The 12,761-nt window shown below is 55.1% G+C and carries 10 protein-coding genes; 4 read left to right on the plus strand and 6 right to left on the minus strand.

Annotation, left to right across the window (positions count from 1 at the left end; genetic code table 11):
• Nucleotides 1–144 precede the first annotated feature (144 nt).
• From secA to G523_RS0107160, 3 genes are all read left to right on the plus strand, one after another.
• Nucleotides 145–2,844: a preprotein translocase subunit SecA gene (gene secA / locus G523_RS18415; RefSeq protein WP_022694355.1), complete on the plus strand. Its 2,700-nt coding sequence runs from the start codon at nucleotides 145–147 to the stop codon at nucleotides 2,842–2,844.
• Between the two features lie 385 nt (nucleotides 2,845–3,229).
• Complete coding sequence (locus G523_RS0107155; protein WP_022694356.1) at nucleotides 3,230–3,904, plus strand: carbonic anhydrase; 675 nt, start codon at nucleotides 3,230–3,232, stop codon at nucleotides 3,902–3,904.
• 8 nt (nucleotides 3,905–3,912) lie between these two features.
• Nucleotides 3,913–5,598, plus strand: coding sequence for a SulP family inorganic anion transporter (locus G523_RS0107160; RefSeq protein ID WP_022694357.1), 1,686 nt, complete (start codon nucleotides 3,913–3,915; stop codon nucleotides 5,596–5,598).
• 165 nt (nucleotides 5,599–5,763) lie between these two features.
• Here the strand turns inward: G523_RS0107160 and G523_RS0107165 are convergent, their stop codons facing one another.
• Nucleotides 5,764–6,285: a GcrA family cell cycle regulator gene (locus tag G523_RS0107165; protein WP_027441531.1), complete on the minus strand. Its 522-nt coding sequence runs from the start codon at nucleotides 6,283–6,285 to the stop codon at nucleotides 5,764–5,766.
• Nucleotides 6,286–6,584: 299 nt separating this feature from the next.
• On the opposite strand from G523_RS0107165, the gene G523_RS0107170 reads away from it, so the two are divergent.
• A complete protein-coding gene (locus G523_RS0107170; protein WP_027441532.1) occupies nucleotides 6,585–7,394 on the plus strand; it encodes an ABC transporter permease in 810 nt (269 codons plus the stop codon).
• 233 nt (nucleotides 7,395–7,627) lie between these two features.
• Here G523_RS0107170 and G523_RS0107175 read toward each other — a convergent pair whose 3' ends face one another.
• The 5 genes from G523_RS0107175 to G523_RS21210 form a co-directional block, all read right to left on the minus strand.
• The gene (locus G523_RS0107175; RefSeq protein ID WP_022694360.1) at nucleotides 7,628–9,676 is read right to left on the minus strand and encodes a TonB-dependent receptor; all 2,049 of its coding nucleotides are present in this window, start codon (nucleotides 9,674–9,676) and stop codon (nucleotides 7,628–7,630) included.
• Between the two features lie 151 nt (nucleotides 9,677–9,827).
• Nucleotides 9,828–10,652: a crotonase/enoyl-CoA hydratase family protein gene (locus tag G523_RS0107180; protein ID WP_022694361.1), complete on the minus strand. Its 825-nt coding sequence runs from the start codon at nucleotides 10,650–10,652 to the stop codon at nucleotides 9,828–9,830.
• A gap of 81 nt (nucleotides 10,653–10,733) precedes the next feature.
• Complete coding sequence (locus G523_RS0107185) at nucleotides 10,734–11,189, minus strand: DUF805 domain-containing protein (RefSeq protein ID WP_022694362.1); 456 nt, start codon at nucleotides 11,187–11,189, stop codon at nucleotides 10,734–10,736.
• Between the two features lie 23 nt (nucleotides 11,190–11,212).
• Nucleotides 11,213–11,617 (minus strand): DUF805 domain-containing protein, encoded by a 405-nt coding sequence (locus G523_RS0107190; RefSeq protein WP_022694363.1) that lies wholly within the window; start codon nucleotides 11,615–11,617, stop codon nucleotides 11,213–11,215.
• Between the two features lie 163 nt (nucleotides 11,618–11,780).
• Nucleotides 11,781–12,674, minus strand: coding sequence for a hypothetical protein (locus tag G523_RS21210; RefSeq protein ID WP_022694364.1), 894 nt, complete (start codon nucleotides 12,672–12,674; stop codon nucleotides 11,781–11,783).
• Nucleotides 12,675–12,761: the final 87 nt, after the last annotated feature.

Here is a 12,761-nt window from a genome sequence, read left to right on the forward strand (position 1 = left end):
GCAGGTCATCTACATTGACACCAATTTATAGGCTACTTAAGTCATGCTCATCGCAGGGTCGAGGTCAAATCCCCGCTCGTGTGCAGAGTATGTAAAGATGTGCGTGCTATCCAAGCGGAAAGTGCGACGAACTGGTTTTGATTTATGCTTCAACTTGCAAAGAAATTATTCGGATCCTCAAACGAGCGTCAGATTAAGCCTTATCGGGCTCGCGTTCAGCGGATCAACGCGATGGAGCCCGTAATTGAAGCGCTTTCCGATAGTGCGCTCCGGGGTAAAACTGCCGAATTAAAACAGAAACTAGCCAATGGCGCGACGCTGGACGATGTTCTCGAAGAAGCGTTCGCCGTCGTTCGGGAAGCCTCCAAGCGTGCCTTGGGTATGCGGCATTTCGACGTACAGCTCATCGGCGGCATGGTCCTCCACTCGGGCAATATCGCAGAAATGCGGACCGGTGAGGGTAAAACGCTCGTCGCAACGCTTCCGGCTTATTTGAATGCGCTTGAGGGCAAAGGTGTTCACGTCATTACGGTGAACGATTACCTCGCCAGCCGTGACGCGGAGTGGATGAATCAGGTTTATAGCTTCCTTGGCATGAAAACCGGCACGATCGTTCACGGTCTTGATGACCGCCAGCGCCGTGAAGCTTACGCCTGTGACATCACTTACGGCACAAACAACGAATTCGGCTTCGACTATCTTCGCGACAATATGAAATACGCCCTGAATGACATGGTTCAGCGCGGTCACCATTATTGTATTGTGGACGAGGTCGACTCTATTCTGATCGACGAAGCGCGTACGCCGCTGATCATTTCAGGCCCGACCGATGACCGGTCCGATCTTTACCGTCAGATCGACGCGATAATTCCTCAGCTGACCGAAGAGGATTATGACCTTGACGAGAAACAGCGCTCGATTGTCTTCACCGAAGAAGGTAATGAGCACATTGAGGATCTGCTTATACAGGCAGGCTTAATGGAAGGGTCTATGTATGACCCGCAGAACATCACCATTGTTCACCATGCGAACCAGGCGCTTCGTGCGCACAAGCTGTTCACACGCGACAAGGACTACATCGTCAAAGACAAGCAGGTCATGCTGATTGATGAGTTCACGGGGCGCATGATGGACGGCCGCCGCCTTTCAGAGGGGCTGCACCAGGCGATCGAAGCCAAAGAAGGCGTAACGATCCAGCCGGAAAATCAGACGCTCGCGTCCATCACATACCAGAACTATTTCCGCCTCTACAAAAAGCTGGCGGGCATGACCGGTACGGCTGACACAGAAGCCGACGAGTTCATGGATACCTATGGCCTGCGCGTTTTCGATATTCCGACAAACCGTCCGATCCAGCGTATTGATGAAGATGACGTCGTCTACCGGACGGCGAAAGAGAAATATAAAGCGATTATCGAAGAGCTGCGTGACTGCCATCAGCGTGGCCAGCCGGTTCTCCTCGGTACAGCGTCTATTGAGAAGTCCGAGCTTCTCTCCACGCTGCTCGCTCAGGCAAAAATTCCGCACCAGGTTCTGAACGCCCGTCACCACGAGCGTGAGGCTCTGATCATCGCGCAGGCCGGTATGCCGGGTGCGATCACGGTTGCGACAAATATGGCTGGCCGTGGTACGGACATCCAGCTTGGCGGTAACCTTGAAATGCGCATGGAGACCGAGCTTCTGGCAGGTCGTCAGGACCAGCTGCAAGCCGAGTTCCAGACCGAGCTTCAGGAAGAAGTCGGTCGCATCATAGAAAAGACACCAGCGCTCGCAGCAAGCCGTGACCAGATCATGCGCAATGTTCCGCCGGAACTGCGCGATCAGGTGGTGAAGCGCGTTGAGCATAAAGTGCTCGAGCAGATCCGTCAGGAAATTGAAGATGGTAAGCACGAGCAGCTGAAAACCCGTCTGAAAGACGAGATTGCAGCAGCGAAGAAGAAGGCACTGGATGCCGGTGGTTTGTTCGTTCTGGGTACAGAGCGTCACGAGAGCCGCCGTATCGATAACCAGCTTCGTGGTCGTACAGGCCGTCAGGGTGACCCTGGCCGTTCTAAATTCTACGTGTCTATCGAAGACGATCTTCTGCGCATCTTCGCGGCCGAACGTCTCGACACCATCATGCGTCGCCTCGGTATCAAGGAAGACGAAGCCATTGTTCACCCATGGATGAACAAGGCGCTTGAGACCTCCCAGAAAAAGGTCGAGCAGCGCAACTTCGAAATCCGTAAGAACCTTCTGAAATACGACAACGTGACGAACGATCAGCGTAAAGCGATCTTCGAACAGCGTATCGAGTTCATGACGGCTGAAGACGTGAGCGACACCATTACCGAAATGCGCCGTGATGTGGTCGAGGACATCGTCAATGAGGCGATGCCGCCTAAAACCTACGCCGAGCAGTGGGACATTGATGGTCTGATCGAAGAAACACACAAAATCTTCGGCATCACACCGCCTATCCGTGAGTGGGCGTCCGAAGAGGGTGTGGCGAACGAGGAAATCATCGAGCGTCTGTCAGCAGCGGCTGACGAAGCCTTCCTCGCCCGAGCGGCTGAAATGGGTCCGGATCGGATGCGCTGGTTCGAGAAGCAAATCCTTCTCCAGCTTCTGGATAAAGAATGGCGCGAACACCTGCAGCAACTTGATCAGCTTCGGTCTGTTATTCACCTGCGCAGCTATGGTCAGCGTGACCCGCTCAACGAGTTCAAATCCGAAGCGTTTGCGCTTTTCTCAGAGCTCCTGTCTTCACTGCGGAAAACAGTGACTGGCACGCTAATGAACTTCCAGATTCAACAGGGACCACCGCCGCAACAGCGCCCGGCGCAAGCACCTCAACAGGTCTGACGAAAATGTTATCCTGATGTTATCAGAAAAAGCCCCGCATCTTTCATCAATGTATTGAAGGTGCGGGGCTTTTTGTTATCTTGATCCCATTGGGAACGGGGTGGCACTTGTCTTTTTGTACGTCTGTCAAACGTGGTGAATGTGCCAAGTTTATCGTCATGATAAACGGGGACCTCATGGCCGCGCCTTGTCGTCGTGCCCACCCTGCATCCCAGCGTGATCCAGTCTGATCACGATCCCTTAGATTCCGTACATCGAGACTTATGCCCTCCACGGGTGAAGTGCATCTGCGCCTGATCCTGTAAGGCTGATACGTCCCGCCCGGAATCCGTTCCTTCCCGAAAATACATCATAAATCCGCGCATCCGCGCGAAGAGGAGAAGCTATGCCTAAGATTGCTGCAGGCGTTGTAAAGTTTCAACGCGAGTCATACCCAAAACGTCAGGCTTTGTTTGAAGAGCTGAGCTCCGGTCAGTCTCCGGAAGCCCTGTTCATTACCTGCTCTGACAGCCGTATCAGCCCGAACCTCATGACATCGACAGAGCCGGGCGAGCTCTTCATTTGCCGCAATGCAGGCAACATTGTTCCGCCGCATACCCTGCACACAGGCGGAATGACTGCGTCTATCGAATATGCGGTTGCCGCGCTGAAAGTGCCTCACATCATCGTTTGCGGTCACACAGAATGCGGCGCGATGAAGGGCGTTACTGATCTCGAAGCGCTGAATGAGCTGCCACACGTAAAAGACTGGTTGAGCTATGCGCGCGCGGCCTGGCAGGTCGTGAAAGAGAAAGGCGAGGGCATGTCCGAGCAGGAGCGTATGCACCTTCTCATTCAGGAAAATGTTCTGCTTCAGCTGCAACACCTTAAAACGCACCCATACGTGGCGGCACGCCTCGCAACCAAGTCTGTGAAGCTTCATGGCTGGGTGTATGACATCAAAACCGGTGACGTCACGGCCTGGAATGAAGAGACACAACGTTTCGAGCCGGTAGCCGACTATTACGCTGACATGGTGCGTGAGCACCTGCCTGAGCACGCTCACGTCGCAGCGGAATAGGATCTGGCATGAAGAATTACTTCGATTTCTCTCACATAAAGGGCGACCTTTATGGCGGGATCACCGCTGGCGTGGTGGCTTTGCCGCTCGCTCTGGCCTTCGGTGAAGCCTCCGGCGCCGGTCCGATTGCAGGCCTTTGGGGCGCTATTTTTACCGGCTTTTTCGCAGCGCTATTCGGCGGTACGCAGACACAGGTCACCGGGCCGACGGGCCCGATGGTCGTTGTGTTTGCCGGTCTGGCCGGTGAAGTGAGCCGTCAGGCAGGCGCGCCATTTCCTGAAGTGGCGGGCATTATCTTCGCTGCCGTCATTCTTGCGGGCATCTTCCAGATCCTGCTCGGTGTGATGCGGTTTGGCGAGTATATCCGCCTGGTGCCATACCCTGTGATCTCCGGCTTCATGACCGGTATCGGCGTTATCATCATCCTGTTGCAAGCCAGCCGCCTGTTCGGGTCTGAACCTGATGGCGGCGGGACAATTGCGGCAATGGAAGCTATTCCGGCTGCGATTGCAGGCCCGAATTTCGGGGCGCTTGGACTTGGTGTTCTGACACTGGCAATCGTATTCCTTTGGCCAAAAGCCGTTGGTAAGTTCATTCCGGGAGCATTGGCAGCGCTGATCATTGGTACGCTCGTCGGCATGCTGCTGGAGGTTCCGATCATCGGCGAAGACCTCGTGGTCGGCTTCCCGTCTCTTGTCATCCCGAATATTGACCGGTCTGCGGCCTTCCTGGTCGTTGAGGCAGCGATCATTCTGGCCCTGCTCGGTGCGATTGACAGTCTCCTGACAAGCCTTGTTGCAGACAATGCGACACGCACACGTCACGAGTCTAACCGTGAGCTGATCGGTCAGGGTATTGGTAACTCTATTGCGGGTCTGTTCGGTGCTATTCCGGGCGCGGGTGCAACCATGCGGACCATGGTGAACATCCGGACGGGTGGTAAGACGCGCATTTCTGGCATGGTGCATTCCATTCTGCTTCTGGCGGTTGTTGTGGCACTTGCACCGCTTGCGCGGGCAATCCCGCACGCCGTTCTGGCGGGCATTCTGATCAAGGTTGGCTGGGATATCATCGACGTGGCTTACATCAAACGCGCGCATAAAGGCCCACGTTGGGACCTTGTACTCATGGCGCTTGTGCTGGTCGTCACTGTGTTCGTTGACCTCATTACAGCGGTTGGCCTTGGTGTTTTCCTTGCGGCGCTCGCCTTTGTTCGCTCGGTTGCTCAGCAACAGCTCGATGCGATCAATCGCAATGCACCAGCCGCGTTGAACGAAGAAGAGCAGACACTGTTCGAACGTGCGGGCAGCCGCCTGCAAATGTTCGAATTCTCCGGTCCGCTCAGCTTTGGTGCGGCAGCTGACCTGTCTCACCGCGTTCGGGAGAACGTACACGGGCGTGAGGCGGTGATACTCGATTTCGGCGGTATTGATAGCGTGGACGTATCAGCCGCGCGGGCTGTCGAGGCGATTTCGGAAGACGCCCATGATGAAGAGCGCCTGCTCTTTGTGTGTAACGTCACCGAGACCGTGCACCAGCAGCTGGCTGGGCTGAATGCTGACCGTTTCCTTCCGGAAGGCTATCAGTCCATGTCCCGTCTGGAGGCGATCCGCAAAGCTGTTGCCGGCATAGAGGCCAGCGAAACGCCTGCGGATACTTCGGACGAAACCGACACGTCGCTCAAACCTGCCTGACCTTCCCCAATGCAATGGGCTGCGGACACCGCAGCCCTGAGCGACAGGTTTGAGTGATGCCCCGACCGGAGCCCCCCACGTTTCCGGTCGGGGACAACATAAAAAAACACCGCGCCGTTCTGGCGCGGTGTTTTTGGTTTGGGATCTGGTCTTCTCGATTTTTCGTTAGCCAGCGGCGCGTTGACCGTCTTCGCGTCGTGTGCGCGACTTCTTAGGCTGGAACGCGACTTTTGCGTGTTCTGCGCAGTAAGGGCCGCCGGAGGCTGCACGACCACAGAATGCAAAATCCTTGTCCATTGGGTCGCCGATTGGCCATTTGCACATGGACTCGCGAATGTTCAGAACGCTTGCGAAGTCGCCATTCGCCAGTTTTACCGGATCAAGCGGTTCTGTAGATTTTGCGACAGCTGGCAGCGTTGTTGGCTGCTGCTGTTGTGGTGCCGCGACCTCTGGTGTCGGTGCGACTGGACGCTCGACACGCTGCGGCGCTGGTTTTGGCCTTGCCAGACGTGGTGGGCGCTTCACCGGACGTGACGGCGTCGCGCGGCCTGAGAGGCCCAGCCGGTGGACTTTGCCGATGACGGCATTGCGTGTGACACCGCCAAGCTGGTTGGCAATCTGGCTGGCGCTATGGCCCTCGGTCCAGAGTTTCTTGAGCTGTTCCACCCGCTCTTCTGTCCAACTCATCATCCGCCTCCTGAAAGTCAGTTTTGTTAATCAATATGTAGTAGCGTTGAGACTTTGTTAACCTTAGCCTTCCCCACATATCGTATAGGTTGAAGCGGCAGACACAATATCATGATCTGTGGAGAACATGATTAATCCACATCTAGTAGGCTAAATTAACTAATTGCATGTGGAAAACCGAGGAAACCTATCTGGTCAATTAACGCGAACTCATATGTGCAGGGTGTTCTGGCCATTCCATTCTCGTCCGAAACCCTTATGTGTTGGACCTGATTGACGGAAACCAAGGGGCTGACACCATGAGCTACGCTGAACCTCGCCGATTTGCCGGTTGGAACTGGCTCGGAATGTTCACGCTGTACAAGCGCGAAGTCGGGCGTTTTATCAAAGTGGCGATGCAGACCCTGTTTGCACCTGCCGTCTCTACGCTTCTTCTGATGACAGTGTTCAAGCTTGCCTTTGGCAATCGCGGCGAACTAACCGGAGATTTTGAAGGCATTGCCTATCAGAACTTCCTGGCGCCGGGCCTGATCATCATGTCCATCCTGCAGAACGCTTTCCAGAATACGGCGAGCTCTCTGACGATTTCAAAAGTGCAGGGCACATCTGTCGACTTTCTGATGCCGCCTCTGTCTGCGCTCGAGCTGACGCTCGGTTTCGTAGCCGGTGCGGCAACACGCGGGATTATGGTTGGCCTCGTTACAGGTATTGCGATCCAGATCCTTGGCCTTGCCTCTCTGTCCATCACCCATATCTGGGCGGTCATCTGGTTCTCTATGATGGCGAGCATTATTCTCGGCGCGATTGGCGCTGCGGGCGGCATCTGGGCTGATAAATTCGACCACCTCGCGGCTGTCACCAACTTTGTGATCGTGCCACTGACCTTCCTGTCAGGTACATTCTACGATGTGAAGGTTCTGGCAGAGCCATTCCAGACGCTGGCTCACTGGGACCCGTTCTTCTATCTGATTGACGGTTTCCGCTATGGCTTCCTCGGCGTGGCGAACTCCAACATCATGACGGGTGTCTTCGTGACCGGCGGTCTTGCCTTTGTCACCTGTGCATTTGTCTGGTGGCTGTTCAAGATCGGTTACAAACTCAAAGCCTGATCCACGCCCAAAAAGCGAACAAAAAAAAGGGACCAGTCCTGCGAAGGGCTGGTCCTTTGAGTCTTCCCATGCACGAGCTCGGGAGGAAAGTGGTGGCTAAGCGCTAGTCATATCGTCATGCATTTCATTTGCCGATAGCTGACTATACTTATATAATTAAATAAACGCAATTAATTGAAGAGTGCCGGCTCCGGGGAAGGCAGCCCGAAGCCGGCAGGGGCGTCAGGCAAGCCTCAGAAATTATACCGCACTCTGAAACGGACCTGACGTGGCTCTACGGGTTTGAAGTGGATATCCTCGACCGGATTGGCTGCACCCTGAAACTGGCTTTCGTAGAAATAGCTGATGTCATTATCCTCCGCGTCGAGGGCATTAAGAACCTCAAGACCGAAGTCTACGTTTTCCCATGTGTAGCTGGCGCCCAGGTTCAGAACAGTGGTCGGGTCTGTTGTGACCGAGCCATCTTCGATCAGCGGGGCTTTGCCCAGATAGCGTAGACGCGCGGTGAATACCCATGGATCGAAATCGAGGTGCATTCCGGCGCCGACAACGCTTTCAACGGCATTTGGAATGGCGGTATCAGGGCCAGCCACATTGAACTCCGCATCCGTGAAGGCCGCACTCGCATCAAGTGTCAGCCAGTCATTCGGGCGCCAGAAGCTGGTCAGCTCAACGCCGGTGCGTGTGGTGGCGTCATTGATTTCAGTCGTGCCTGCATCGCCGACAAAGATCAGTTCAGAGTCGAGTTCCAGCGTGAACAGGGCGGCTGACAGGTTGAAGTCGCCGCGTTCGAAACGTGCACCCAGCTCATAGCCTTCGCCTTCAGAGAAGAGCGGGGCCTGAGTGGCGGGCTGGCCGCTCGCCGGATCTGTCTGGATCACGGTGCCGCGAATGTCATTGGTGTGGAAGCCGCGGCCATAGCTCGCATAAAGCTCAACATGGTCGCTCGCGCGCCATGCCAGGGATGCGTTAGGCGTCACCAGCGTATCATCGATTGAGCCGGAGTTTTGGGGCACGATATCGGCGGTGACTTCACCATCATAATAGTCTGCGCGAAGGCCGAATGAGCCACGCAGCGTTGGTGTGAAATGGTATTCGGCCTCACCCCATACGCCGAGGCTGAATTCCTCTACCGAGCCGCGATTGACCGTTTGCAACACAGTCGGGCCTGCCGTGAGTTCCAGGCCAACATCCGAGACATCGTCATAGCGCAGTTGTGCGCCCGTATGAATCTCTAGGCGGTCGCTCAATTCCCTTTCATGTCGGATGGAGCCGCCCATAATTGTGCGCTCGTCAAACTGGTGGAACTCATCACCATTTACCGGATCGGCAAGGAAATAGGTGAAGTTGGACGTGAGGCTGAAAGAGGAGTCGACATAGAAGGCCGAAATCTCGGTGGACGCGCCATCGCCGTGATCGAAGCCGAGCTGGCCGGACAGGCTATAGCGTGAGACATCTCCGCCCAGATCATCATCGAGAGACCCGAACCGGCTAATCGTGCCGTTGCTTACGAGTCGTTGCGGGATCTGCTCGCTGGAGACCCAGTTATTGTCATATGCCGTTGCGGTGAGCGTGTAATTCCACGTGCCAAAGTCGCCGGAAAGGCGCGCAAGGCCACTGATCTTGTCGACCTCCTGAGCGTTTTCCCACGGGCCGTCATAGTTCTGGAATTCACCGGCGATGAGGAGGGTGGTTGTTTCTGACAATGGCGTTGAATAGCCGCCTACCGTGCGCAGATACCCGTCTTCACCAATTTTCAGTTCGACGAAGTTCTCAGCGAGTTCGGAATAGAGCGTGTATGTGCCCGCGCCCGCTACGGAGAAGTCGCCTGTATCTGCGAAATAGGGCCCTTTCTGATAGTCGACCCGTTCCACGAGTTCCGGAATAATCGGGTTCAGGTCGAGATAGCCCTGACCATGCCCGTGCGAGCGCATGGAAAGCGGCACGCCATCCACAACGGCTGAGAAGTCCGAGCCATGATCAAGGTTGAAACCGCGCAGGAAAAATTGGTTCGCTTTGCCTTCTCCGGAGTGCTGGGTGGCGATGACGCCGGGAATGACTTCAACGAGCTCACCAGCGCGGGAAAGAGGGCGGTCCTCGAAATCAGCATAGCCGACAACGCCCTGTGAAGCGGCCTGCGCTTCGCCAATCAGCGCAAGGCCTCGGCCGTGAACCTCTACCGTGGAGAGGCGGTTTTCTTCGTCTGTGACATCTGCGGTTTGAGCATAGGCCGAAACAGAGGTGAGGCCAGCCAGCAGCGCTATGGCGCTTGTTCGTATCATTCTTCCATCCCTTGATCTGGCGGCCCGAAGCAGTGCTGCGGGCCGGAAGGGATTTGATACGGGGTCCACTACACCGAAGTGCAGTAAATAACGGTAGCGTAACGCAGTGTAACGTTACATATTTCCCGATATAGGTATAAAAATCAGTCGGTTAGTCGGACGTGTCAGAGAAGTTGCCAACGCGTTTTTCCATGCCTGCTTTCACCGCTTCGACCTGATTTGGCTTGCCGATGATTTCATCCTGCAGAACGGATTCTGTCAGAAGGGCTTCAGCGTCGGTCGCATCGAACAGGGCGTTGAACATCTTCTTGGAGCGTTTCACAGAAGACGGAGAGCGTTCTGCGATCTCACGCGCCAGAACCATCGCATCATCGTATGGGCTTTCGGACACGTGTGTTGCAAAGCCGTATTCCTTGGCCTGCTCGCCGGAGAAAATGCGCGCGGTGTAAGACAGCTCTCTCAGAATGTCTTCGGACGCGATAGCGCGCATAACCGGCGTGCCGCCCATATCCGGAATGAGACCCCATTTGGCTTCCATGATAGAGAGCTTGGTTTCCGGGTGCATGAAGCGGATATCGGCGCCAAGGGTCAGCTGAAAGCCGCCGCCAAAGGCGATGCCATGAACGGCCGCAATGACCGGCGCGTGAAGATTGCGCCAGCCCCAGACAATCTGTTGAGCGCGGTTGGCAATGCCATGCGTGCGATCAGCAAGACCGCCGCCATGTTTTACAGTGGCCGAGCCGCCATTACCTTCTGCGGTACGTTTGAAATTGCTGGTGTCGAGGCCTGCACAAAACGCACGTCCTTCGCCGGACAGGACAACAACGCGGACCTCAGGATGGTTTTCTAATTCGGCTGCCGTATCGATCAGCGCGTCGATCATGGCATTGTCGAGCGCGTTCATTTTGTCAGTGCGGACCATGCGTACATCCGCAATGCCGTTCTTGATTGTGTAGGTGATGCGCTGCTCGCTCATGGCGTTTCCCCGAGGCTGATCTTCGTTTTGGCGGAGACTAGACCCGGGGCGCCGTTTGGCAAGCCATACCGTTGGGTGAGGTCAGTTAAACACTTCCGCGATTTCCGGATTCGTGCGGGCTTTGGGGGCGCGGCCATATTTATTGTCAAACCGGTCACCTTCTTCAGCGCAGAAAAAGAGAAGCGGGAACATGCCAAGGGCGGTGATTGGCGGAATGAGAAGGAAAGCCCAGCGCGCGGTTCGATTGGTGTCGTGCAGCCGTCTTGCGGTGGCGGCCAGCATTGGAAGGAAGCTCAGGAAGGTGAATATCAATTGTGACCCGATCGCTATCATAGCTATCGTTCCCGCAATTGTTTTGTCCGGTGTGGTCTGAGATTCAGCTATCAGAATAAAAGATACCGCGGAGGCCAGCCACAGAATCGTATGGACGCCAACCCATGCGAGTACGATTAGCCAGAAGTTTTTCCGGGACAGCCGACCGTTGAACTCAAACAGATTGAGGCGGAGCACCCAGAGGAATTTGGAAATGCCAGACATATTTGAATTTCAGTTGAGCCGGATCAGAAGACGTCGTGCGTTGGCCTTTTCGGGTCAGGGCCGTATTTGTTCGGGCCAGGTGTGCCTTCCGTGACGAAGTGGAAAAGGAGGAAGAGAAAGCCGATTAGCGGAACTAACCAAATTAGTACCCAGAAGCCGCTCATATCCTTGTCGTGAAGGCGTCGCACCGCCATAGCGAGATTGGGGATGATACAAGCAAGGCCGAACAGCCAGTACAAAACCATCGGGATCCAGATCAGTATCATGCCGATATCGCCAAGCATGCCGAAAATTCCGCTGACGAAGATCATGGCCACGTAAGCGATGAACTGCATCAGCACCGGCCACCAGTATTCGGCGCGGCGTGCGCGATCCTGAAAATTGAAATAGTTTGAGAAGTAAAGGCGAATTGCTGTGCCAAAATCCATGAGATTTCCCCCTGTGGAAGGCAGCCCCCTGCTGCCTTACCGGTCAGGGTGAATTCTGAACATGGAGTTGGCGTGTCTGGCAAGCACGAATTGTCTCGAATGCAGGCAGTAAAAAACCGGCCCACCTGAGTCAGCCGGTTTTTCATTTTAAAGGGCTATCAGCCTAGTTGCTGTAAAGCTCGGAGATAGCGAGCGTCGCTGGCTGATTGTCGCCAAAGAAGCTGCCAACCCAGATGTCATACTGGCCGCTCATAGGAGACGCGATATTGACTGATGCGTTGAAGTTTTCACCGGAGTCATCGTCGCAGATCCAGCTGCCATCCGGCTGGTTGATCACCAGTGTGGTGTCGTCGGAAGACATTGTGGAGATGATGAGCGGGAAGATGTCTCCAGCTGCATAGTTCAGGCGGAAGTCAGGCGCCGTTGCGATCATGCCTGCACAGCCAACAACTTCGGCGTCAACGGTGCCGCCGGATGTGACCTGCACATTGTACGGGTCAGGGTCAAAGCCGGATTGGAGGTCAACCGATCCGTATGTTGGTGCGAGCGAGAAGTCTGGCATTCCGCCGCTCATTGAGCCGCCGTCGTCGTATGACGAGCCTGCCATAATTTCAGAGATATAAAGCGTGGCTTCTTCGTTTCCGCCACCGAATGCGCCAACCCAGATATCATACTGGCCGGACATTGGCTGGTTAAACTCAAGCATCGGGTTCAGGTTACCCGCGCTGTCATCGTCACACGCCCAGCTGCCATCCGGCATATTCACAACGAGCGTCGTGTCGGAATTGGATTCTACGGACAGGATGAGCGGAAAAAAGTCGCCAGCCAGATAATCGACGCGGAAGTCAGGTGCGTTTGCAATCATGCCAGCGCAACCGATTGTAGACGCGTCGACCGAACCACCAGAAATAAGATCAACTTCATACGGATCAGGTGTGAAACCGTTTTCGAGGCTTACAGAGCCGTAGCCTGGCTGCAGAGTGAAATCCTGCGCACTGGCAACGCCAGCAGAACAGATAAGAGCGGTAGACGCGATAAGCGCGATAGTCGTTTTCATAATGTCCCCCTTCGGACCCTTCATCAGTGATTACACCTTAGTGCACCATGCCAAATGTCTGGAAGATGAACAGATTTCAGATTCCGG

The organism is Ponticaulis koreensis DSM 19734 (assembly GCF_000420665.1).
In the GTDB taxonomy this organism is placed as follows: Bacteria; Pseudomonadota; Alphaproteobacteria; order Caulobacterales; family Hyphomonadaceae; genus Ponticaulis; species Ponticaulis koreensis.